The sequence below is a fragment of the Pseudomonas sp. EA_35y_Pfl2_R111 genome, from assembly GCF_963970955.1.
In the GTDB taxonomy this organism is placed as follows: domain Bacteria; phylum Pseudomonadota; class Gammaproteobacteria; order Pseudomonadales; family Pseudomonadaceae; genus Aquipseudomonas.
In genome coordinates this window covers 945,390-969,085 of sequence record NZ_CAXAOM010000001.1, presented here as the reverse complement: position 1 = coordinate 969,085, position 23,696 = coordinate 945,390, and the positions used below count along the sequence as shown (strand labels likewise).

The following is a 23,696-nucleotide window of genomic DNA, read 5'->3' as shown; positions in this document are numbered from 1 at the left end:
ACGTATGCGACATGCTGACTATGTCGGCTTAGTTGAAGTAAAGCTTTAACCATGGAGATAACAAGATGGAGCAAACCGAGCAGTTTGTTGTAGGGGCCGATCCTCAGGGACTGCCGGTGGGGCAGGCGTTGCGCCTGGCCAATCGTCATGGACTGATTGCAGGCGCAACAGGCACCGGCAAGACAGTGACCCTGCAGCGCTTGATCGAAACCTTCAGCGATGCAGGCGTGGCGGTGTTTGCCGCTGATGTCAAAGGCGATCTTTGTGGCCTGGGCGCTGCCGGCACGCCGCAAGGCAAGGTGGCTGAGCGTATCGCCAGCATGCCCTGGCTCAATCATCAGCCTACGGCTTATCCAGTCACGCTATGGGATGTGCAGGGCAAGAGCGGCCATCCGCTGCGCACCACGTTGAGTGAGATGGGGCCTTTGCTGCTCGGTGCGCTGTTGGAGCTGACCGACAGCCAGCAGGCCGCCCTCTATGCCGCATTCAAGGTGGCAGACCGCGAAGGTTTGCTGCTGCTTGATCTGAAAGATCTCAAAGCGCTGTTGGCGCACCTGAAAAACCACCCCGAAGTGCTCGGCGAAGACAGCGCGCTATTTACCAACACGTCATCACAAGCCTTATTGCGTAAATTAGCGGGACTGGAACAGCAGGGTGCTGATGCGCTGTTTGGCGAACCGGCGCTGCAATTGGAAGACATTCTGCATCCGGATCGCGATGGTCGCGGGCGCATCCATCTGCTTGACGCCAGCCGCCTGGTGCACGAGGCGCCGAAGGTCTACGCGACCTTCTTGCTGTGGTTGCTGGCCGAACTGTTCGAGCAACTGCCGGAACGTGGTGATGCCGACAAACCGCTGCTGGCGCTGTTCTTCGATGAGGCGCATCTGTTGTTTGCCGACACGCCCAAGGCCTTGCAGGAACGCTTGGAACAGGTGGTGCGATTGATTCGCTCAAAAGGCGTGGGGGTGTATTTCGTCACCCAGTCGCCGGGTGATCTGCCCGACGATGTGCTGGCCCAGCTTGGCCTACGAATTCAGCACGGCCTGCGCGCCTTTACCGCCAAAGAGCAGAAATCGCTGCGCGCGGTGGCCGATGGCTTCCGGCCCAATCCGACCATCAACACGCTGACGGTGCTTACCGAGCTAGGGATCGGTGAGGCGCTGGTTGGCACGCTGGAAGCCAAAGGCACGCCAGCCATGGTTCAGCGGGTGGCGGTTGCGCCGCCGCAATCGCGTATCGGGCCGTTGAGCGAGAGTGAGCGCGCCGCTTTGATTCAGCAGTCGCCGTTGCGGGGGCGCTACGACAAGCCAATTGATCGTGAGTCGGCCTACGAATTGCTGACCGCCCGCGCCGAGCAGGCCGCGCAACACGCAGAGTCAAGCAAACCGAGCACTGCCGGCAAGAAGGCTGAGACCAGTGGTGGGATTGCGGGTGCTGCTGGCGAGCTACTCGGTGGCCTGGCCAGTCAGGTTATGAAAACCGCTATGCGCCAGGCGGCCAATCAGATTGGTCGGCAACTGGTACGCGGTCTGTTGGGCTCGCTGATGGGTGGTAAAGGGCGTTGAGCCAAGTGGCCATCCAGGAGCAGGGATGGCCAGGTGATCCGGCAGCAGGCGGCGGGGCGTCAGCCAGAGGCCTCGTCGGCTTTGCTTTGCAGCTCTTTTTCGATTTTTTCCAATTCTTTTTCAAACGCTTGGTCGAGAAGGTTAGCCTTCTTGCGCCATGGCTTGCGCTCGGGATCCGGTTGAGCGGCGTAGGTAATCACTTCCCCGCCGTATACATCCTTGTAACGCTGCGCCTGGCGCTCAAGTTCTGCGCGCAGTTCGTCTTTCGTCACGTAGTTACCCATGGTCTTGAATAGATGTTGGCTGAATATCAGGCATAACGCGTAGACACCTGAAGCGGCCAAATAGTTTAGATAAAACGCATTTATAAGCGCGGCGAATAGTTGCAGTGACTATCGCGTCGTCACCCGTTGCCCTTTAAACGTGGGTACCTGAACGAATTATCAGGTTTGTTAAAGGGCTATTTGGCTGCGCCTGGCAATTATGGCGAAGCCCGATCAAAAGTCCAGCCTGCGTATTAATGCGCTAGCTACAGACCATCGTTCTGCGCATTGATTGCGAGCTGGTCGTTTTTATACGGTGTCTCAGCCTGCGATTGCGGGCAATGGGCTGTGCGGGGCTGACTTTTGCTTGCAAACCAATGCCATATGAACTCGGTGAAACATCCCCGGCTTGGTGCCATTAATCCATATTTGCGCGTTCGAGAAAGTCACAGGCCACATCGCGATTAAGCACGACTATTCCTACTCGGCAAAGCATCTGGCATTGAGCCTCAATAACTGACGCTGGTTATTGATGCTCATTACGCTGATTGATATCGGATATGTTTTTAAGCTTTTCTGCAGCACCAATGAAATGCCTTAAGGCCTACACGCCGCTAGGCAGTTGCGTAAATCATCCTGCTGGATGTGGTGGGGATAATTCGCCTCGGGTTTTCTTCGCTTTATTAAGTCTATTGGCGGCTCTGCCAAGTAGCTGGCATCAGAACTAACTGGGCAGCGCCCGGTACTGCACCTCAAGGGACAGCTGACAGGTTTGCCCTTGGCGTAACAGATACAAGCCCGGCTGCCCTGGTAAATGGTGAGCATTGACCGGGTGGCTGACCGGCTCGAAGCAGAAGAAATCCTGCCCAGCCGGGGTGTAGAGGATGAAATAGTCGGTGCCCTGACTGCGGCAGTGCAGCTGATAGCCGGCGTCTTGCTGAATAATCTCGCAGCTGCCATCCCAGCCGGTAAAGGCGTTGTCGATCTGCTCGGCGGGCAAGGGTTGAGCTTCGGCGAAGTTCCAGTCAGCCGGCAATGGCGCCAATTCGCTGGATAGGCGCGCCTGGTCGCATTGCCAGAATTGTCGCGCTGCGGCGCGTAGGCGGGTGTCGGCGGTGCGCGGAAAGTATGGATGCCAGCCCAGGCCATGCCAGGCCGCGCGCGGGTCCAGGTGGGTGACCTGTAAGTGCATCTGCAGGCAGCCGTCATGCAGGCGAAAGCGCTGTTGCGCGCGGTAGGCAAAAGGCACGCAGCTGTCTAATTGCAAACAAACCCCGTTCGCGCTCTGTTCGATGACCTGCCAGGGCTGTTGCCAAGCGCTGCCGTGGATCGGCAGCGGGTCGTTGGCGCTGTTGGCCGCCAGGGCAAACCAGCCGTCCGGGCTGCTAAAGCCGCCCTGGCCGATGCGGTTGGACCAGGGCACCAACGGGTAGCAGGCCAGACGGCGTGGGTTAGCTGCGTCCAAGGCCTGCTGATCACTGGAACGCAGCAGCGCGTGACCGTTGGCGCGCAGGGTCCAGTTGACGATGCTGCCACCGAGCTCTGGGGCCAGAACTAGGCGCGTCAATTGGTCTTCGAGGATCAGCAGTTTGCTCAGCATGGCGGTTGCGCTCGGGCAGAAAATTCACAGTGATAAATCGGATTTGTGCGGGAACTGCGACTCAAGGAGTGTGTCATCGTACAACTGCCTGGGCTATGATTGCGCTTTAGCCGTCAGCCGAGAAAGACCGCCGATATGGATAATCTGAACACCCCACCACGCGCCCGCAGAAAGCACCGCAGCCTCGCTCAGGAATTGGTGACCGAGCTGTCGCAGCGCATCCGTGATGGGGTGATCAAGCGCGGCGATAAGTTGCCGACCGAGTCGGCGATCATGGAAGAGCAGGGCGTTAGCCGCACTGTCGTGCGCGAGGCATTGTCGCGGCTGCAGGCTTCCGGCCTGGTCGAAACGCGTCACGGCATCGGCACCTTTGTGCTGGATACGCCGAGCCCCAGCGGCTTTCGTATTGACCCGGCAACCATTGTCACCCTGCGCGATGTGCTGGCGATTCTCGAGCTGCGCATCAGCCTGGAAGTTGAATCGGCCGGCTTGGCGGCGCAGCGCCGCAGCGCCGAGCAACTGGCGTCCATGCGCGAGGTGCTGGATGTGTTGTATCAGAGCGTGTCGCAGGCGGGCGATGCGGTGGCCTCGGATTTTCAGTTCCACCTGCTGATTGCCGAGTCGACCGGCAACCGCTATTTCACCGACATCATGAGTCACCTGGGCACCAGCATCATTCCGCGCACGCGGCTGAACTCGGCACGCATTGCTCACGATGATCAGGAGCATTACATGGCGCGTCTGAGCCGCGAGCATGAGCAGATTTTTGAAGCCATCGCCCGCCAGGATTCCGATGCGGCACGCGCGGCCATGCGCCTGCATCTGACCAACAGCCGCGAGCGTCTGCGCCAGGCTCACGAAGCCGCCGAGGCGCAAGCTCAGCAGGCCTGAAACACTCTGGCCTGACATGCTTCAGGTCGGCCGGCGGTAGGTCAGCAGCACGATGCCGCTGACCACGATCAGCCCGCCGATAATCTGTATGCCGCCGAGTAGTTGATCGAGAATCAGCCAGCCAAATATCAGCCCAGCCACCGGCTCCATGTTCATCACCGGCGCATTGCGTGCGATGTTTAGCCGCGTGACCAGGATAAATAACGTGGAAAACGCCGTGCCATAAAGCAGCACCAGGCAGGCCAGGGCGACCCAGCCGGCGGCTGCCGACGGCAGGCCCATACCGCCCGGCAGCAAGCCGCCTGCACCGGCCAGGGCTGATGCAATAAATACCATCAGCATGGTCAGCATGCTGCGCACCGTACCCGGCATTGCGCTTAGGCGGTTTTCGGTGACCCACAGGGCGCAGGCAAACACCGCCGCCGCGGTCAGGCCGAATAACACACCTTCGATCCAGGTGGCATCGATCTGGGTTGCCCCCGACAGCCGCGACGGCAGATCAAGCACCAGTACCAAGCCGAATAGAATCAGCCCCATCAGCAACGCCGCCCGCGCGGTTGGCCGTGCCCCGCCGAGGGCCCAGGTCAGCAGTGCCAGCATGATCGGCGCGAGGTTGACCACCAGCAGCGCCAGGGCCACCGGAATCCGCGCCACCGCCGAGTAGATGCAGAAACTCTGCACCGCAATCAGCAAGCCAAGCAGCAGTTGCCAGCCCCAGGTTTGCGGTTTCAGGTGCAGTGATTCACGACGCCACAGCACTAGAGCGATCAGCGCCAGCATGGTCACGCCGGAGCGGCAGAGCATCGCCAGCAGCAGGCCGGTGTCATGGTCGAATGCGATGCGTGCAGCGATATGCCCGCCAGCGAACGAGCAGGCCAGGGTGGCTAGAATCAGCACCGCGATATGGCGGGGGAAGAGCGCGGCAGACATGCAGTGTCCTTACAAAACAAGGAGCCGCCAGATCGGCGGCTCTAGGGGATCGTGACGCATTCATAAACCTTGGAACCTGTTCACGATCTAGCGAGCTAGAGCCTTGCAAGGCAAAAACAGGCGAGGAAGCGGCGTGTACGAGCTGTACATGAGCATTCCGAGCCTGTTTTTAACGCCGCAGGGCCGACGCGCAGTAGATTGTGAGCAGGTTCTTACAGGACCACGCTCGGCAGCCATAGCGAAATGGCCGGAATATAGGTTACCGCCAGCAGCACCATAAACAGTGCTGCGTAGAACGGCAGCAACGCCTTGATGGTGTTCTCGATGGTCACCTTGCCGATGGCTGCGCCGACAAACAGCACCGCGCCCACCGGAGGGGTGATCAGACCGATGCCCAGGTTGACCAGCATGATCATGCCGAAGTGCACCGGGTCGACGCCAATATCCACCACCACCGGCAGCAGGATCGGCGTAAGAATCAGAATCAGCGGCGCCATGTCCATCAGCGTGCCGAGCACCAGCAGCATAAAGTTGATGCACATCAGAATCACGTAGCGGTTATCCGACAGGGTCAGGAACAGCGCGGTGATCTTCGAGGGAATCTGCATCAGCGTCATGATGTAGCCGAAGCTGGCGGCGAAGGCGATCAGAATCATCACGATCGACAGCGTACGCACGGTGCGGTGCAGCAGCTTGGGTAGCTCGCGCCACTTGTAGTCGCGGTAGATAAACATGGTCACGAAGAACGCCCAGACCACGGCAATCGAGGCTGACTCGGTGGCGGTGAAGATGCCTGAGAGAATGCCGCCGAGGATGATCACCATGGTGAACAGGCCCCACAGCGCATCCACGCAGATTTTCAGCGCCTGCTTGAGCGGGATGACCTCGCCTTTGGGGTAATTGCGTTTGCGTGCGAAGTACAGACACATGCTCATCATCACCGCGCTGAGCAGCAGGCCTGGGCCGATACCAGCGATAAACAGCGAGGCAATCGATACTGTGCCGCCGGCTGCCAGCGAATACAGCACCGAGTTATGGCTGGGCGGGGTGAGTAGCGCTTGCACCGAGCCGCTGACGGTGACCGCGGTGGAGTATTCACGCGGGTAGCCCTTCTTTTCCATTTCTGGAATCAGCACCGAACCGACCGAAGCGGTGTCCGCCAGGGACGAACCGGAGATTGCGCCGAAGAAGGTCGAAGCGAGAATATTGACCAGCGACAGGCCACCACGCACGAAGCCCACCAGTACGTTGGCGAAATTCACCAGACGCCGCGACATGCCGCCCTCGGCCATGATCGCGCCAGCCAGGACGAAGAACGGGATGGCCAGCAGGGAGAATTTGCTCACGCCGCCGCTGATCTGAATCATGATCGCGTGGAACGGAATATCGATGTACCAGGCACCGAGCAAGGCCGATAAACCCAGCGAATAGGCCACAGGTACGCGCAGCAGAATCAGCAGCATAAAGCTGCCAAGCAGGATCAGAGCGTCCATTTACACGGCCTCCTTGCTGTCTTCAACCAGCTCGAAGTTGACCACGCGGCGATGGCTTTGGTCGCCGAGGAACAGGCGCTCAAGGACGAAGATCAGGGTGATAAAACCGCCAATCGGAATAGGCGAGTAGCTGATGCCTACGCGCAGTGTCGGCAGCGTGCTCATAAACTGGTTCCAGGTGGCCGCGCACAGCTTGATGCCCCAGATGGTCATAAACAGCGCGATGGCGGCCATCAGCAGTTGCACCAACAGACTGATGTAGGGCTGCCAGGTGGGCGAGAGGCGGTCGGTAAAGGTGGTCACGGCCATGTGCGCGCCGGCCCGGTAACTGGCGGCGGCACCGATAAAGGTGAACAGCACCATCAGCATGATCGCAATGGGTTCCGGCCAACCGGCACCGCTGCCCAGCACGTAGCGGGCAAAAATGCCCCAGGGAATGATCAGCGCCATCACCACGATGGCGGTGCCAGCTACCCAGATACAGGCTTGGTAAATCACGTCGTTGATGCGTAACAGCAAGTTTTTCATGAGACTTCACCACGCGCGTGGCGACGGCCTGAGCCGCCGCCACGGGGTTCTTCAGAGATGCCGAGTTACTGGACCGCTTCGATACGCTTGATCAGCTCAGCGTAAGGCGCGCCGTACTTGGCACGAATCGGTGCGGTGGCGTCGAAGAAGGGCTTCTTGTCGACTTCGATAAACTCGACGCCGGCTTCCTTCAGCTTGGCTTCGCTGCTCGCGGACTTCTCATCCCACAGCTTGCGCTCTTCGAACTGCGCTTCCTTGGCGTACTTCTTGACGATGGCCTGCTGCTCGGGGGTGAGCTTGTTCCAGCTGGCCTTGGACATCACCAGTGGCTCCGGCAGGATCAGGTGGCCGGTCAGGCTGTAGTACTTGGCCGTGCGGTAGTGGTTGTGTTCAAGCATGGTCGGCGGGTTGTTTTCCGCGCCATCGACGACGCCGGTCTGCAAGGCGCTGAAGATTTCGCCAGTGTCCATGGCTACGCCATTGGCGCCCATGGCGTTGAAGGTTTCGATAAACAGCGGGTTACCCATGACGCGGATCTTCATGCCCTTGAGGTCTTCAAGGTTGCGTACCGGCTTCTTCGAATAGATGTTGCGGGTGCCGCCATCCATCCACGCCAGGCCGACCATGTTGAATTCGGAGTTGGTGATCTTGTCGAGGATTTCCTGGCCGATTTCACCGTCGATTATCGCGCGCATGTGCGCGGTGTCGCGGAAGATAAACGGCATGTTGAACACGTTGACGTCTGGAACCACCGGGCCAACGGTGCCCAGGCTGACGCGGGTCATCTGCACGGCGCCGATCTGCACCTGTTCGACCACTTCCTTTTCAGAACCGAGCACGCCGCCGGCAAACATCTTGAAGCTCAGCTCGCCATTGGTGGCCGCTTCGATCTTCTTGCCCATGGCTTCCTGGGCGACCACGGTCGGGTAACCGGCCGGGTGGATCTCGGCCATCTTCATCGTGGTGGCTTGCGCCAGCCCCGACAGGCAGAAGGCAAAGGGCAGGGCGGCGACAAGCAACTTGCGTTTGAAAGTCATGGTTAAGCTCCAGTCTATTGTTGTTGTTGGGAGTGCAGCGTTGCGATGGCTGAGGCGCAGCGGGTACGCCTCAGTCGTTGAAATGGGGTTCCTCCAGGCCAGTGACACCTGGGTTGAGGGCGAACACGCCGCCGGCCAGCGGCTGATCGGCGAGGTCGATGCCATCCGGGCGAATCGAGGCGACGTAGAGGGTGTCCAGGTTGCGGCCACCAAAGGCGCACATGGTCGGCTTCTTCACCGGCACAGTGAGGGAGCGGTCCAAGCGACCATCTGGGGTGAAGCGATGGATTTGTCCGGCGTCGTTGCCGCAGATCCAGTAGCAGCCGTCGGCATCCACGGCGGCGCCGTCAGGGCGGCCCGGGTGCTCGCGCATGTCGACGAACAGCTGGCGGTTATGCGGCTTGCCGCTGTCGATGTCGTAGTCGAAAGTCCAGATCGCCTGCACGGACGGATGCGAGTCGGACAGGTACATCGTGCGGCCGTCCGGGCTGAACGCCAGGCCGTTGGGCACGATAAAGCCACTCAGTTGCGCATTGAGCGGCTCGTCCTGGCTGGCGCTGTAGCGGTACATGGCGCCGACCGGAGCGGCGGCGGCCATATCGAGCAGCATACTGCCAGCCCAGAAACGGCCCTGGCGGTCACAGCGACCGTCGTTGAAGCGCATGCCCGGCCGAGCATGCTCGACCTCGCAGAGCAGGCGGCTGCTCAGTTGGCCATCGGCCTGGGGATGCAGGTGGAACAGACCGCTCTGCATTCCGGCGATCCAGCCGCCGTCACTGCTGCGGGCGATGCAGCCGAGCATTTGCGGGGCAAGCCAGCTCTGCGATTGGCCGTCGGCAGCGCTCCAGCGGTGCAGGCGCTTGGCCGGAATGTCGACCCAGTACAGCGCCTGTTCGGCGGCACTCCACACCGGGCTTTCACCAGTGGCATTGCGGGCGTCGAGAATCAGTTCAGCGTGCATGGCAGCTCGTTCTCTGGTGTGTTCTTGTTATGAATGTTGCGCGTCGCTGTCCTGCGATCAGTCGTCGCCGAACGGCCCGGCTGCGACAAAGGCGCCACCCTGATACACCATCGCCGGGTCATCGGCGGCTGGCATCGGTTGCGCATCGATCTGCGCGCGGAACACCTCGGAGCTGTCCTTGGGCGCAAAGCCCAGGTGCGCGGCCAGGCTGTTGTCCCACCAGACGGTCTTGTTGTCGGACACGCCGTAGACCACGGTGTGGCCAACGTTGGGGGTGTACAGCGCGCGTTCGAGCAGTTGCGTCAGGTCGGCAAAGCTCAACCAGGTGCTCATCATCCGGCGGTTGTGCGGCTCGGGGAACGAGGAGCCGATGCGGATGCTCACGGTCTCGATGCCGTAGCGGTCGAAGTAGAAGCTGGCCATGTCTTCGCCGTAGGACTTGGACAGGCCGTAGTAGCTGTCCGGGCGGCGTGGGCAGTTGGCGTCAATGGTTTCGTCCTGCTTGTAGAAACCGATAACGTGGTTGGAGCTGGCGAAGACCACCCGCTTCACGCCATGCCGGCGCGCCGCTTCGTAGATATGGAACACGCCGCAGATATTGGCCCCGAGGATTTCCTCGAAGGGCCGCTCCACCGACACGCCGCCGAAGTGCAGGATTGCATCCACGCCTTCGACCAGTTGATGGACTGCCGCTTTATCGGCGAGGTCGCAGACCTGGACTTCTTCATGGGCGCCTGTGGCAGGGCGCATGGCCGCGATATCGGATACGCGCAGGATGTTGGCATAAGGTCGCAGGCTTTCGCGCAGTACCTTGCCGAGGCCGCCTGCCGCCCCGGTGAGCAGCAGGCGATTGAAGGGTGTGTAGGATGTGGTCATGGCAGTCTCTGCGTCTCTGCTTGTTGTTATTGAGTTGTCATCTGTTGTCGTATGACTTGTCCCGATTATCGGGAGTGTTGTTGATCTTTGTCAACGCGACTATGGTCGAAAATTTGCTCGAACTGCGGGCCAGGTGGTGTGTGTAGTAGCCGTATTACCTGTGTGGTATTACGCCTTTATTTTCAAATAGGGCGCTCTAAATAGGCGCTTTTGCTGGTTTTTGTCAGGCACTGAATTAGCAGCGTGAAGCGTCGTAACCTTGAGCCATCTCGCGGCAGGGTGGCGGGAGGTCAATTAACGTCTTGTTGTACGATGACATGTCTTTTTACTGCCCGGCTTCACCGGCGGAGATCGCGTTCAGGCTCGCGTTATGGACGAGTGGCAATGCCGACACCGAACATCGGTGAACGGCATTGCAGCTAGCAGCGGCTATCGGCCTCAGGTGCGCAGGATCTCGCTGACCATGCTTTTCTTGGTGCGCAGCGAGCTGAACACCTGCCAGATGATGAACGCCAGCGCCAGGCCGAGAAACGACGCCGCGATGGGGTTGCTAAGGAACTCCCCGAAGTTGCCATCCGAGAGCATCAGGCCGCGGCGCAGGTTGGTCTCCGCCATGGGGCCCAGGATAAAACCTATGATAAAGGGCGCGGCCGGCATCCCCGCTTTGACAAAGGCATAGCCGAGCAAGCCGAACAACAGGATTGACCAGACATCAAACAGCCGGCTGGAGAGGCCAAAGGCGCCGACTACACAGAGCACCAGGATGATCGGCAGCAGGATGTGCTTGGGAATATCGAGCAGTTTGATAAACAACCGCAGGCCGTAGAACTCCATAAACAGCATCAGCACGGTGGAGACGATCAGCGCGGCGAAGATGGTGTACACCAGTGGCGCCTGGCTGATAAACAGCAGCGGCCCGGGCTGGATACCGTGAATCAGAAAACCGCCAAGCAGAATCGCGGTGACCGTGTCGCCGGGAATGCCCAGGGTCATCAGCGGCAGCATGGCGCCGCCAATACCTGCGTTGTTGGCCGTCTCGCTGGCGACGATGCCGCCGATATTGCCTTTGCCGTAGGTTTCCGGGTTTTTCGCGCGCTTCTTGGAAATGATATAGGCCACCAGGTTCGAGGTGCCGGCGCCGATGCCCGGCAAAATGCCAATGGCCAGGCCGATCAGGCCGGAGCGCGAGGCATTGGGCACCTGCTCGCGAAATTCCTTGAGCGAGAAACCGAAGCCCTTGATGTTTTTCATACTCACCGACTGCGCCTTGCCCTGGCTGACGGTGCGGCCACGTTCGGCCACCTTGATGATTTCGGCGACGGCAAACATGCCGATCATCACCGTGAGCATGGCAAAGCCGCCATTGAGTTCAGTGACGCCGAAGGTAAAGCGTCGAACCGCTTCCACGGGTGCAATGCCCACGGTAGAAACTGCAAAACCCAGTGCGCCGGCGAACAGGCCCTTGGCCATGGAGCCGGCTGACAGGGTGGCGATCAGGGTCAGGGAGAACACCGCGATGGCGAAGTATTCATGCGGGCCGAAGCGCAGGGCGACCTTCGCCAGCTGCGGGGCGATAAACATCAGCGCCACGATACTGAAGATGGTGCCGAGAAAAGAGAACACGATACCGACGCCGAGGGCCTTAACCCCATGGCCTTGCTCCATCAGCGGACCGCCATCAAATACCGTGGCGATGGAGGAGGGCGTGCCGGGAATTTTTAGCAAAATCGCCGATATCAGCCCGCCCGAGGTGGCGCCGATAAACAACGCCACCAGCAGTGACAAACCGGCTTGCGGGCCCATGGTGAAGGTCAGCGGCAGGCACAGAGCCACCGCCATGGTGGCCGAGAGGCCGGGCACGGCACCGAAAACAATGCCCACGGCCACGCCCACCACCATCAAAAACAGGATGTGAAACGAAAACACGGCGCCGAAGCCTTGCTGCAGTAAGTCGAGCATGGTCGATTCTCCTAAAGGCCGAGTAATCCGGATGGCAGCATCAGATCGAAGGCCTCGCGGAACAGCAGGTAGATCGTCGCCGAGCTGATCAGCGCAATCAGGCCGTAGACCAGGTGATTGATCTTCTGCCCGAGCGGGGTGAGGACGCAGAACTGCAGGTACAGGTAGGTCACGGTCATGATTGGGAAACCGAGCGTTTTCAGCAGCGCGATATAGCCGATGATCAGCGCCAGGGTTTTGATCACAGTCTTGACGTCGATGCTCTCAGCGCTGGTTAGCGTTTCGTCATCCGCGCCCTGCTCAGTCGCTTTGGCCGCGGTAAAGCCGCTGACCAGCTGTATGGCGCCGAGCAAACAGAGCATGGCTGAGAGCAGGTAGGGTACAAACGCCACATCGATGCCGGCATGCCGTGGCAGTTTGCTGGTCATAAACAGGTAGCCGAGGCCGACGCCAAGCATGGCGACGCCGATCAGCAGCTCCTTCTTATTACGGATAACCATCAGGAAACCTCGCATGATGGGTAACGGCCAGCCGGCTGGGTAGCCGGCTAGCGTTGGCATTACTTGGATTGGCGCAGGGCGTCTTTGTACTGCATAAAGTCGTCGCGGGTTTTGCTCAGCACGGCAACGGCTGCTGCGCTGTCGTAGTAGGCAACTGGCTGCTTGAAGGATTTCTTCAGCTCGTCGGCGTATTCAGGCAGCTCGGTGATCTGCTTCATGATGCCGGCCATTTTCTGCACAATCGCCGGGTCGGTGCCTTTCGGGAAGGCCACCACGTAAGGCTTGTCGATGGTGAAGTCGACGCCCTGCTCCTTGAAGGTTTTCACCTCGCCGAGCAGTGCGTTGCGCTCCTGGTTTGGCTGGCCGAGTGCATACATCTGCCCGCCGGTAACGTAGTCCTGCACGGAGCCGTAGCTGATGGCGCCGAGGTCGATACGACCACCGAGCAGCGCCACAACTTTCTCGGACACGGTGCCGGCATCGACCATTTTCAGCTTCACCCCGGCCAGCTGTTCAAACATCAGGCCCTGGATGTGCGAGAAGCTGCCCATCTCGGTGCCATAGCTGACGCTGTTGGGGTTGGCTTTGGCTTTGTCGATCAGCTCTTGCAGACTTTTCACCCCGGCTTGCTCAGCGGCAACGAAGATCGCGCCCTTGTCCACGCCGGCAATACAGGCAATGTCGAAGGCCTCGAAGCTGTCTTCGGAGAGGCCGGCGACTTCGTTGACGATCAGTTGGCCGGTATGGGTAAAGAGGATGGTGTTGCCATCCGCTGCGGCGCCTTTGACCTGTTCGGCCGCCAGGGTGCCACCGCCGCCGGCCATATTGGTTACCACCATGTTCTTGCCGGTGATCTGGTTGAAGTACTTGGCCATCATGCGGGCGTTGAAGTCGGTGTCACCGCCGGCGTTGGCGATAACCACTACTTGCACCGGGCGGGTCGGCCAGTTGGCAGCGTCGGCAGCCAAGGCGCTGCCGGCAGTAAAGGTCAGCATGGCCGACATCAGGGAAGCGCAGAGTGTTTTTTTCATTGTAAGTCTCCGGTGGTGAGGTGTTGCTGGGGTGCGTTGCGCGCTAGGCCGGTTGGCGGCCTAGGCTCGGTTGCTTGGGGTGGTACTGCCAGCCTGGAATCAGGTACTGCATGGCCATGGCGTCGTCGCGCGCACCGCTGGCCACTTCCTTGTAAAGCTCATGGGCGGCCATGATCCGCTGCATATCAGGTTCGATGCCGAGGCCGGGTTTATTGGGCACTTCGACCTGGCCGCCGATTATCTGCAGCGGCTCGCGGGTCAGGCGTTCTTCGCCTTCCTGCCAGATCCAGTGGGTGTCGATGGCGGTGATGCGCCCCGGCACGGCGGCTGCGGCGTGGGTGAACATGGCCAGGGAAATATCGAAGTGGTTGTTGGAGTGTGAACCCCAGGTCATGCCGAACTCCTCGCAGACCTGGCCGAGGCGCACGGCGCCCTGCATGGTCCAGAAGTGCGGGTCGGCCAGCGGAATATCCACGGCCTCCAGGCGCAGTGAATGGCCCATCTGCCGCCAGTCGGTGGCGACCATATTGGTGGCGGTGGGGATGCCGGTGGCGCGCTTGAATTCGGCCATGATCTCGCGGCCCGAATAACCGTTCTCCGGGCCGCAGGGGTCTTCGGCGTACGCCAGCACATGGCCTTGGCCACGACACAGTTCAATGGCCTCGGCCAGTGACCAGGCGCCGTTGGGGTCGAGGGTTACGCGAGCGTCGGGGAAGCGCGCCTTGATCGCGCGAATCGCGTCCATCTCTTCCGCGCCGCGCATCACTCCGCCCTTGAGCTTGAAGTCGTTGAAGCCGTAACGCGCATGCGCGGCCTCAGCCAGGCGGGCGATGGCCGCCGGTGTCAGCGCGGCCTGATGGCGCAGGTGATACCAGTCGTCAGTCGAGCCCTTGCCTGTCAGGTAGGGCAGGTCGGTGCGCTGGCGCTCGCCTATATAGAAGAGGTACGCCAGCATCGGCACACGGTCACGCTGCTGGCCGCTGCCGAGCAGTTCGGCCACCGGCACATTGAGGTGCTGGCCGAGCAGATCGAGCAGGGCGGCTTCTACCGCAGTGATCACGTTGTCCAGGCGCAGGTTGATTTCGTGGGGTTGCTGCAGCACCCGCGCTTCGGACTCCGAGGTGACCTGGTGCTGGGTGGTCTGCGGACCATTGCCGCGGCCGGCGATGGCCTGGCGCAGGCGATTGAGCACGCGGTTGTAACGGCCGATTGGCTGACCGATGACCAGGTCACGGCAGCGTTCCAGCGCTTGGCGAATGCCTTCTCCGCCCGGCACTTCACCGCAGCCGGTGCGCCCGGCGCTGTCGGTAAGCAGCACCAGGTTGCGGGTGAAATACGGCGCATGGGCGCCGCACAGGTTGAGCAGCATGCTGTCGCGGCCTGCCACCGGGATAACCTGCACCGTCACTACGTGCGGTGTGTGTGTCGGGGCCTGTTCAAACATACGCATGGTTCTCCTGATGACAGCACGGGGCAGTGATGGGCTTAACCGTTAACGGTTCGGGCGCTCGGCATTACCAGCATGGCGCTGGGCAATGGGGGCAAATAGAAAGAGGGGTGCTGGGCTGTCGCTTTGCTGCAGGGGCAATCGGCCGGCAGAAGGGCAGACGAAGGTCGAAATGCATCGCAGGCGCAATGCATTAGGCTGGCGGACACCCGGCGTAGTTCGCGGGGTGACGGCGGTCGGGCATGTCAAAGGCGCGTGGGCCTGGGTTGCTGTAATCATGGCTGGGCCTGATCTTTTGTTTTTAAAATTGTTATGCGTTGTCGTACAACTTGGTCGGATTATCAGCAGCGTTCGCCGGGCTTGTCAACGCAGCCTGGACTGAAAAGTGCGATGAGCGACCACTGGTTTTCGCTACGGACGGAATCAGTGGATTGCACAGCTGCCTTGCGCGGTGCTTCGCCATTGCGATAGCGGGCGTCTAGATCAGGGCTGATGCGAAGTGTGGCGATTGCTACACGGCGTGTGGCCGGCACGCGAGGGCGGCTATCGACGATGGTCGGTAGCGTAAAGGTATGGCGCTAGTGATTGTTGTACGATAACGTATCTCTACAGCTGCGGCTGACGCTTCCCCTCACAATTGCTCTACAGGGTGTTCGAATAATGAATCCACAAGAACTGAAGTCCATCCTCTCTTCCGGTCTGCTGTCCTTCCCGGTGACCGACTTCGATGCTGCCGGCGATTTCCGCGCCGATACCTATGCCCGCCGCCTGGAGTGGCTGGCCCCTTACGGCGCCTCTGCGCTATTCGCTGCCGGTGGTACCGGTGAGTTTTTCTCGCTGACGGGCAAAGAGTATTCGGCTGTAATCAAGACTGCGGTCGATACCTGCGCCGGCAGCGTGCCAATTCTCGCTGGCGTCGGTGGCCCGACCCGTCAGGCCATCGAAATGGCTCAGGAAGCCGAGCGCCTGGGGGCCAAAGGCCTGCTGCTGCTGCCGCATTACCTGACCGAAGCCAGCCAGGAAGGCGTGGCGCTGCACGTTGAAGCCGTGTGCAAATCGGTGAAGATCGGCGTGGTGGTCTATAACCGCAGCGTCTGCCGTCTGAATGCGCCGCTGCTGGAGCAGGTGGCGGATCGCTGCCCGAACCTGATCGGCTACAAGGACGGCATCGGCGATATCGAGCTGATGGTCTCCATCCGCCGTCGTCTGGGTGATCGCCTGAGCTACCTCGGCGGCCTGCAGACTGCCGAAGTCTACGCCGCCGCTTATAAGGCGCTGGGTGTGCCGGTGTACTCCTCAGCGGTGTTCAACTTCATCCCGAAAACCGCGATGAATTTCTACCACGCCATGGCGCGTGACGATCACGCCACCGTTGGCAAGATCATCGACGAGTTCTTCCTGCCGTACCTGGCCATCCGCAATCGTTGCGCCGGTTATGGCGTCAGCATCATCAAGGCCGGTGCGAAGATTGTTGGGCATGACGCCGGCCCCGTGCGCACGCCGCTGACCGACCTGCTGCCGGAAGAGTACGAGATGCTCGCCGCGCTGATCGACACCCAGGGCGCGCAATAAACCCCGTCATCTGATAGCGGCGCGTTATGCGCCGCTTCGCAACAGGAGGCACTTGTGGCCAATCCATCGCGTTACGACAACTTTATCGGCGGCCAATGGGTCGCTGCTGCCAGTTACTCGAGCAACACCAGCCCGTCGGATCTGTCCGATGTGATCGGCGAGTACGCTCAGGCCGATGCCGCCCAGGTTGACCAGGCCATCGCTGCCGCCCGCGCCGCGTTCCCGGCCTGGTCGACCTCCGGCATCCAGGCGCGTAGCGATGCGCTGGATAAAGTCGGCAGCGAAATCCTCGCCCGCCGTGAAGAGCTCGGCACCCTGCTGGCCCGGGAAGAGGGCAAGACCCTGCCCGAAGCCATCGGCGAAGTCAGCCGCGCCGGCAATATCTTCAAGTTCTTCGCCGGCGAATGCCTGCGTCAGGCCGGCGAACTGCTGGCTTCGGTGCGCCCCGGCGTATCGGTAGAAGTCACTCGCGAGCCGTTGGGCGTGATCGGCCTGATCACTCCATGGAACTTCCCCATCGCCATCCCGGCCTGGAAAGTTGCTCCGGCCCTGGCCTACGGCAACTGCGTGGTGCTTAAACCGGCCGATCTGGTACCGGGCTGCGCCTGGGCGATTGCCGAAATCATCTCCCGCGCGGGCTTCCCCGCCGGCGTGTTCAACCTGGTGATGGGCAGCGGCCGTGTGGTCGGTGAAGCCATCGTGCAGAACACCCAGGTCGATGGCGTGAGCTTTACCGGTTCGGTCGGTGTCGGCCGCACTATCGCCGCCAACTGTGTGGCGCGTGGCGCCAAGGTGCAGCTGGAAATGGGCGGCAAAAACCCGCAGGTGATCCTCGATGACGCGGACCTGAAAACCGCTGTCGAGCTGTCGGTGCAGAGCGCCTTCTACTCCACCGGCCAGCGTTGCACCGCCTCCAGCCGTTTGATCGTCACTGCCGGTATCTACGACCAGTTTGTTGCGGCCATGGCCGAGCGGATGAAGTCGATCAAGGTCGGCAACGCCCTGGAAAAAGGCGTGGACATCGGCCCTGTGGTCTCCCAGGCGCAGCTGGAGCAGGACCTGCGTTATATCGAAATCGGCAAGCAGGAAGGCGCACGCCTGGTCTGCGGTGGCGAGCGCGTTTCCTGCGAGCAGGACGGCTACTACCTGGCGCCGACGCTGTTTGCCGACAGCACTGCCGATATGCGCATCAGCCGCGAAGAGATCTTCGGTCCGGTGGCCAATATCGTCAAAGTCGCCGATTACGACGCGGCCTTGGCCATGGCCAATGACACCGAGTTTGGCCTGTCGGCCGGTATCTGCACCACTTCGCTGAAGTACGCCAACCACTTCAAGCGTCACTCCCAGGCCGGTATGGTCATGGTCAACCTGCCCACTGCCGGGGTGGATTACCACGTGCCGTTCGGTGGCCGCAAAGGTTCGTCCTACGGCAGCCGCGAGCAGGGCAAATACGCCCAGGAGTTCTATACAACGGTGAAGACGACCTATATCGGCTAGCCCACGTAGGGTGGATCACGCTTCACCGATCCACCATGGCGTCGTCACGGTGGATGAAAAAGCGTCATCCACCCTACGGGCCTCAGGTTATTTACTCCGTGCTGTAAGCATCCCGCCTAACAATAAAAAGGGAACGGTCATGAGTGCACTGAATACTGCCGGCGCCTTTGCAGGTGCCCCGATTATCACTGAGCTGCAGGTGGTTCCGGTCGCCGGCCACGACAGCATGCTGCTCAACCTGAGTGGCGCCCACGGCCCATTCTTTACCCGCAATATCCTGATTCTCAAAGACAACGCCGGGCATATCGGCGTTGGCGAAGTACCGGGCGGCGAAGCCATCCGCCAGACTCTGGAAGATGCCCGCACGCTGCTGGTCGGCCAGTCCATCGGCAACTACAACGGCCTGCTTAATCAGGTGCGCCAGACCTTCGCCGATCGTGATTCCGGCGGCCGTGGCCTGCAGACCTTCGATCTGCGTATCACCATCCACGCGGTCACTGCGCTGGAAGCCGCGCTGCTCGACCTGCTCGGCCAGCATCTCGGTGTACCGGTCGCGGCCCTGCTTGGCGAAGGCCAGCAGCGCGATGCGGTAGAGATGCTCGGCTACCTGTTCTTTATCGCCGACAAGGGCAAGACTGACCTCGGCTACCGCGACGAGCGTAACGCCGATGACGCCTGGTTCCGTACTCGTAACGAAACAGCACTGAGCCCCGAGACTATCGTTCGTCAGGCCGAAGCGGCGCATGCGCGTTATGGCTTCAACGACTTCAAACTCAAGGGCGGTGTGCTGCAGGGCGCGGAAGAGGTCGAGGCGATTCGTGCCCTGGCCGCACGCTTCCCCGATGCCCGCGTAACCCTCGACCCCAATGGCGGCTGGTCCCTGGCCGAAGCCGTGCACCTGTGCCGCGATCTGCACGGCGTGCTGGCCTATGCCGAAGACCCTTGCGGCGCAGAAAACGGCTACTCCGGCCGCGAGGTGATGGCCGAGTTCCGCCGCGCCACCGGCCTGCCGACCGCGACCAATATGATCGCCACCGACTGGCGGCAGATGGGTCACTGCATCCAGTTGCAGTCAGTGGATATTCCGCTGGCCGACCCGCACTTCTGGACCATGCAGGGTTCGGTGCGCGTGGCGCAGATGTGCAACGAGTGGGGCCTGACCTGGGGCTCGCATTCCAACAACCACTTCGACATTTCCCTGGCGATGTTCACCCACGTGGCTGCCGCCGCGCCGGGCAAGGTCACCGCCATCGACACCCACTGGATCTGGCAGGACGGCCAGTACCTGACCCACAACCCGCTGCAGATCGAAGGCGGCCTGGTGCAGGTGCCGAAAACGCCGGGGTTGGGTGTGGAGCTGGATTGGGATGCGCTGGCCAAGGCCCACGAGCTGTACAAGGGCATGGGCCTGGGCGCGCGCAACGATGCGGTGGCCATGCAGTACCTGATCTCCGGCTGGCAGTTCGATAACAAGCGCCCCTGCCTGGTGCGCTAAACCTCGGTCCGGCGGTCTGGCGGCCCGGTGTTCAAAGACACCGGGCCTGCTTTACGCGAATTTCTCGATGAGTTGGCCAGATGCAAGCAGTCAAACCAGGCCGGGTGCGTTATTCCATTCTGCTGATGCTGTTCCTCGTCACCACGGTCACCTTTGCCGACCGCTCCAGCCTGTCGATTGCCGGTGCCGCGCTGCAGGCGGATCTGGGCATCGATGCGGTGGTGCTCGGCTATATCTTTTCCGCGTTCGGCTGGGCCTATGTGATCGGGCAGATTCCCGGTGGCTGGCTGTTCGATCGCTTCGGTGCCAAGCGCGTGTATTTCATCACGCTGCTCTGCTGGTCGCTGTTTACCCTGTTGCAGGGCTTTGTCGACATGCTGCCGCTGGCCTGGGCCGTCGTTACCCTGTTTGTGCTGCGCCTGGCGGTAGGCTTTGCCGGGGCACCGTGTTTTCCCGGCAATGCACGGATCATCGCCGCCTGGTTCCCCACCCGCGAACGGGCCACCGCCACCGCCATGTCCACGTCGGCGCAGTATGCCGCCACTGCGGTATTTGCCCCGCTGATGGGCTGGGTGGTGCAGGACATGGGCTGGCAGTACGTGTTCTTTGTACTGGGCGGCCTGGGCCTGCTGCTGTGTGGCGTGTGGCTCAAGGTGATGCACAGCCCGCGTGAACATCCACATCTTGGCGCGGCCGAGTTCGCCCATATCGAAGACGGCGGCGGCCTGATCGACCTGGCCCCACGGCCGGCCGGTGCGGGCGGTTCGCAGTGGCGCTACCTCAAGTTGCTGCTGACCCAGCGTACGCTGATCGGCCTGTATCTGGGCCAGTACTGCAACAACGCCATTACCTATTTCTTCCTCACCTGGTTTCCCGTGTACCTGGTGCAGGCGCGCGGCATGAGCATTCTCACCGCCGGCTTGATGGCCGCGCTGCCAGCGATCAGCGGCTTCATTGGCGGCATGCTTGGCGGCCTGGTGTCGGACGGGCTGCTGCGCAGCGGCTACTCGCTGACCCTGGCGCGCAAGCTGCCCATCGTCGTCGGCATGCTGCTGGCCAGCTGCATCGTGCTGAGCATTTATGTCGACAGTGATAGCGCCGTGATCGCCCTGATGGCCCTGGCGTTCTTCGGCAAGGGTTTCGGCTCGCTCGGCTGGACGCTGGTGGCCGACACCTCGCCCCGGCAGATCGTTGGCCTGTCCGGCGGGCTGTTCAATACCTTCGGCAACCTGGCGGCGATCACCACACCTATCGTGGTCGGTTACCTGGTCAGCCACACCGGCTCATTTGATGCGGCGCTGATCTATGTCGGCGCCAACGCTGTGCTGGCGGTCATCAGTTACCTGTTTATCGTCGGTCGTATTCACAGGATCGAGCTGGACGAGTCGCCAGCTGCGGCGGCGTCCATTTCCCGCGCCTGATCAGTATTAGAGGAGAACATGTCCATGCAGTTGATCCCCCATCAGGACTCGCCGCGCTATATCCGCCTGCACCCGGCCGACAACGTCGGCGTGGTGGTCAACGAGCAGGGCGTGGCCAAGGGCGGCCGCTTTGCCGATGGCCTGGTGGCTGTCGAAGGCATCCCGCAGAGCCATAAGGTGGCCTTGCAGGACATCGCCGTGGACGGCGACGTGGTGCGCTACGGCGAGGTCATCGGTTATGCCCTGGAACCCATCGCCGCCGGGCGCTGGGTGACCGAGGCGCAGTTGCGCATGCCCGAGCCGCCAGCGCTGGACAACCTGCCCAAGGCGACCCTGGCCGCTGCGCCGATTGAGCCGCTTACCGGTTATACCTTCGAGGGTTTCCGCAATCCGGACGGCACGGTCGGTACACGCAATATCCTCGGCGTGACCACCACCGTGCAGTGCGTAGTCGGCGTGCTCGATCATTGCGTGCAGCGGGTGCGCAAGGAGCTGCTGCCCAAGTACCCGTATGTCGATGATGTGGTCGCGCTGTCGCACAGCTACGGCTGCGGCGTGGCGATCAACGCGCCGGACGCGGTGGTGCCGATCCGCACCCTGTACAACATCAGCCGTAACCCCAACCTCGGCGGTCAGGCGCTGGTCATCAGCCTTGGCTGCGAGAAGCTGCAGGCCAGCCAGTTGATGGATGGCGACCAGTTGACCAATGGCATGGACGAGGAAGAGTGGCTGTTCCGTCTGCAGGATTCCAGCAACGGCTTTGCCGGCATGGTCGAGCAGATTATGGCGATGATCGAGGCGCGCCTGCAGGCGCTGAATCAGCGCCGCCGCGAGACGGTGCCGGCGTCCGAGTTGTCGGTGGGCATGCAGTGTGGCGGCAGCGATGCGTTTTCCGGCATCACCGCCAACCCGGCCCTGGGTGTGGCCGCCGATCTGCTGGTGCGCGCCGGGGCCACGGTGATGTTCTCGGAGAACACCGAGGTGCGTGACGGCATCCACCTGCTCACGCCGCGCGCCGCCAGCGTCGAAGTCGCCGATGCGCTGATCCGCGAGATGGACTGGTACGACCGCTATTTGCAGCGCGGCATGGCCGACCGCAGCGCCAACACCACGCCGGGCAACAAGAAGGGCGGGCTGAACAATATCGTCGAAAAGGCCATGGGTTCGATTGCCAAGTCCGGCTCCAGCACCATCGCCGGGGTGGTCTCGCCGGGCGAGCGGGTGCGCGGCAAGGGCCTGTGGTTCTGCGCCACGCCGGCCAGCGATTTTATCTGCGGCACCCTGCAGATCGCCGCCGGGATGAACCTGCATATCTTCACCACCGGTCGCGGTACGCCCTATGGCCTGGCCATGGTGCCGGTGATCAAGGTCGCCACCCGTACCCAATTGGCTGAGCGCTGGCCGGACCTGATCGACGTGGATGCTGGGCAGATCACCAGCGGGCGCATGACCCTCGACGAAATGGGCTGGCATATCTTCCAGCTGTACTTGGATGTCGCCAGCGGCAAGCAACAGACCTGGGCCGAAAAGCACAGATTGCACAACGACCTGACCCTGTTCAACCCGGCGCCGGTGACCTGAATCCCGGTGCGCGCGGCGCACCCTACGGAGCAGGCGCGTACGGACTGTAGGGTGCGCCGTGCGCACCAATTTCCACCGAGATAAAGGCCATCCCAGGAGCCGACATGAACAAACCCCAAGTACTGCAGATCGGCCCGCTCAGCGAGCGCTTCAATCGCACGCTGGCTGAGCAATATGAAGTCACCGCGCTATGGCAGCAGGCCGATCCGCTGGCTTTTCTGCACGAGCAGGGCGGGCAGTTCGAGCTGCTGGTGTCGTCGGCGCGTTTCGGCTGCAGCGCCGAACAGTTGGCGTTGCTGCCCAGGCTGCGCGCTATCTGCAGCTTCGGTGTGGGCTACGACCCCTATCCGCTGGAGCTGTTGCGCGAGCGTGGTATTGCCATCAGCACCACGCCGGATGTGCTCAACGACTGTGTCGCCGACCTGGCCATGGGCCTGATTATCGACACGGCGCGGCAGCTGGCCGCCGCTGATCGTTTTGTCCGCCAAGGGCAGTGGCTGGCGGGCAACTACCCGCTGACGCGCAAGGTCAGCGGCAAGAAGCTCGGCATTGTCGGCCTTGGCCGTATCGGTCAGGCCATCGCCCAGCGCGCCGAAGGTTTTGCGATGCCGGTGCGTTATCACAAGCGCCGCCAGGACCCGAGCAGCCCATATGGCTTCGAGCCAGACCTGCTGGCTTTGGCGCATTGGGCGGACTTTCTCGTGTTGGCCTGCCCCGGCGGTGCGGCCACCCGGCATCTGATCGATGCGCCCGTGCTGGCGGCGCTGGGGCCGCAGGGCATTCTGGTGAATATCTCGCGTGGCAGCGTGGTCGAGCAATCGGCGCTGGTCGCAGCGCTGCTCGATGGCTCTCTGGGCGGTGCCGGGTTGGATGTGTTTGCCGATGAGCCCGAAGTGCCGCCCGCACTGTTCGCTTTGCCCAATGTAGTGCTGTTGCCCCACGTTGGCAGTGGCACACAAGAAACCCGTTTGCAGATGGAGGAGTTGGTGCTGGCCAATCTGCAGGGTTTTATCGAACACGGCGAGTTGCTCACGCCTTTGTGAACCGCT

At 61.5% G+C, this 23,696-nt stretch carries 20 protein-coding genes; 8 read left to right on the top strand and 12 right to left on the bottom strand.

All coding sequences use genetic code 11. The annotated features are described in order from the left end of the window. The first annotated feature begins 65 nt into the window (after positions 1 to 65). The gene (locus AACY25_RS04745; protein ID WP_339522833.1) at positions 66 to 1,565 is read left to right on the top strand and encodes a helicase HerA-like domain-containing protein; all 1,500 of its coding nucleotides are present in this window, start codon (positions 66 to 68) and stop codon (positions 1,563 to 1,565) included. A 59-nt stretch (positions 1,566 to 1,624) separates the two neighbouring features. Here AACY25_RS04745 and AACY25_RS04740 read toward each other — a convergent pair whose 3' ends face one another. Next, positions 1,625 to 1,837 carry a hypothetical protein gene (locus AACY25_RS04740; protein WP_339413975.1) on the bottom strand — a complete coding sequence of 71 codons (213 nt, stop codon included), beginning with the start codon at positions 1,835 to 1,837 and terminating at the stop codon, positions 1,625 to 1,627. Between the two features lie 715 nt (positions 1,838 to 2,552). Beyond that, the gene (locus AACY25_RS04735) at positions 2,553 to 3,428 is read right to left on the bottom strand and encodes an aldose 1-epimerase (protein WP_339522832.1); all 876 of its coding nucleotides are present in this window, start codon (positions 3,426 to 3,428) and stop codon (positions 2,553 to 2,555) included. Positions 3,429 to 3,563: 135 nt separating this feature from the next. On the opposite strand from AACY25_RS04735, the gene AACY25_RS04730 reads away from it, so the two are divergent. Then, on the top strand, positions 3,564 to 4,319 hold the full coding sequence (locus tag AACY25_RS04730) for a FadR/GntR family transcriptional regulator (protein WP_339413940.1): 756 nt from the start codon (positions 3,564 to 3,566) through the stop codon (positions 4,317 to 4,319). Between the two features lie 21 nt (positions 4,320 to 4,340). Here the strand turns inward: AACY25_RS04730 and AACY25_RS04725 are convergent, their stop codons facing one another. From AACY25_RS04725 to AACY25_RS04680, 10 genes are all read right to left on the bottom strand, one after another. After that, positions 4,341 to 5,249, bottom strand: a complete 909-nt coding sequence (locus AACY25_RS04725) for a DMT family transporter (protein ID WP_339522831.1) — start codon at positions 5,247 to 5,249, stop codon at positions 4,341 to 4,343. A gap of 212 nt (positions 5,250 to 5,461) precedes the next feature. Further along, positions 5,462 to 6,742, bottom strand: coding sequence for a TRAP transporter large permease (locus tag AACY25_RS04720; protein ID WP_339522829.1), 1,281 nt, complete (start codon positions 6,740 to 6,742; stop codon positions 5,462 to 5,464). After that, positions 6,743 to 7,270, bottom strand: coding sequence for a TRAP transporter small permease (locus AACY25_RS04715; RefSeq protein WP_339413943.1), 528 nt, complete (start codon positions 7,268 to 7,270; stop codon positions 6,743 to 6,745). A 65-nt stretch (positions 7,271 to 7,335) separates the two neighbouring features. Next, entirely contained in the window at positions 7,336 to 8,307 is a 972-nt protein-coding gene (locus tag AACY25_RS04710) for a TRAP transporter substrate-binding protein (protein WP_339522827.1), read from the bottom strand. Between the two features lie 70 nt (positions 8,308 to 8,377). Further along, entirely contained in the window at positions 8,378 to 9,268 is an 891-nt protein-coding gene (locus AACY25_RS04705) for an SMP-30/gluconolactonase/LRE family protein (RefSeq protein ID WP_339522825.1), read from the bottom strand. Between the two features lie 57 nt (positions 9,269 to 9,325). Beyond that, entirely contained in the window at positions 9,326 to 10,144 is an 819-nt protein-coding gene (locus tag AACY25_RS04700; RefSeq protein ID WP_339522823.1) for an NAD-dependent epimerase/dehydratase family protein, read from the bottom strand. A gap of 438 nt (positions 10,145 to 10,582) precedes the next feature. After that, positions 10,583 to 12,103: a tripartite tricarboxylate transporter permease gene (locus AACY25_RS04695; protein ID WP_339522821.1), complete on the bottom strand. Its 1,521-nt coding sequence runs from the start codon at positions 12,101 to 12,103 to the stop codon at positions 10,583 to 10,585. An 11-nt stretch (positions 12,104 to 12,114) separates the two neighbouring features. Next, entirely contained in the window at positions 12,115 to 12,603 is a 489-nt protein-coding gene (locus AACY25_RS04690) for a tripartite tricarboxylate transporter TctB family protein (RefSeq protein ID WP_339522820.1), read from the bottom strand. A gap of 59 nt (positions 12,604 to 12,662) precedes the next feature. Further along, positions 12,663 to 13,634 carry a tripartite tricarboxylate transporter substrate binding protein gene (locus tag AACY25_RS04685; RefSeq protein ID WP_339522818.1) on the bottom strand — a complete coding sequence of 324 codons (972 nt, stop codon included), beginning with the start codon at positions 13,632 to 13,634 and terminating at the stop codon, positions 12,663 to 12,665. 43 nt (positions 13,635 to 13,677) lie between these two features. Next, complete coding sequence (locus tag AACY25_RS04680) at positions 13,678 to 15,078, bottom strand: enolase C-terminal domain-like protein (protein WP_339523834.1); 1,401 nt, start codon at positions 15,076 to 15,078, stop codon at positions 13,678 to 13,680. A gap of 663 nt (positions 15,079 to 15,741) precedes the next feature. On the opposite strand from AACY25_RS04680, the gene kdgD reads away from it, so the two are divergent. The 6 genes from kdgD to AACY25_RS04650 all read left to right on the top strand — a co-directional run bounded on the left by kdgD (position 15,742) and on the right by AACY25_RS04650 (position 23,690). Further along, entirely contained in the window at positions 15,742 to 16,653 is a 912-nt protein-coding gene (gene kdgD, locus AACY25_RS04675) for a 5-dehydro-4-deoxyglucarate dehydratase (protein WP_339522817.1), read from the top strand. 54 nt (positions 16,654 to 16,707) lie between these two features. Further along, entirely contained in the window at positions 16,708 to 18,150 is a 1,443-nt protein-coding gene (locus tag AACY25_RS04670) for an aldehyde dehydrogenase family protein (RefSeq protein ID WP_339522815.1), read from the top strand. 139 nt (positions 18,151 to 18,289) lie between these two features. After that, on the top strand, positions 18,290 to 19,645 hold the full coding sequence (gudD, locus tag AACY25_RS04665) for a glucarate dehydratase (protein ID WP_339522813.1): 1,356 nt from the start codon (positions 18,290 to 18,292) through the stop codon (positions 19,643 to 19,645). An 80-nt stretch (positions 19,646 to 19,725) separates the two neighbouring features. Beyond that, positions 19,726 to 21,066, top strand: coding sequence for an MFS transporter (locus tag AACY25_RS04660; protein ID WP_339522812.1), 1,341 nt, complete (start codon positions 19,726 to 19,728; stop codon positions 21,064 to 21,066). Between the two features lie 24 nt (positions 21,067 to 21,090). Then, positions 21,091 to 22,647 carry a galactarate dehydratase gene (garD, locus tag AACY25_RS04655; protein ID WP_339522811.1) on the top strand — a complete coding sequence of 519 codons (1,557 nt, stop codon included), beginning with the start codon at positions 21,091 to 21,093 and terminating at the stop codon, positions 22,645 to 22,647. 104 nt (positions 22,648 to 22,751) lie between these two features. Then, positions 22,752 to 23,690, top strand: a complete 939-nt coding sequence (locus AACY25_RS04650) for a 2-hydroxyacid dehydrogenase (protein WP_339522809.1) — start codon at positions 22,752 to 22,754, stop codon at positions 23,688 to 23,690. The last annotated feature ends 6 nt before the right edge of the window (positions 23,691 to 23,696 follow it).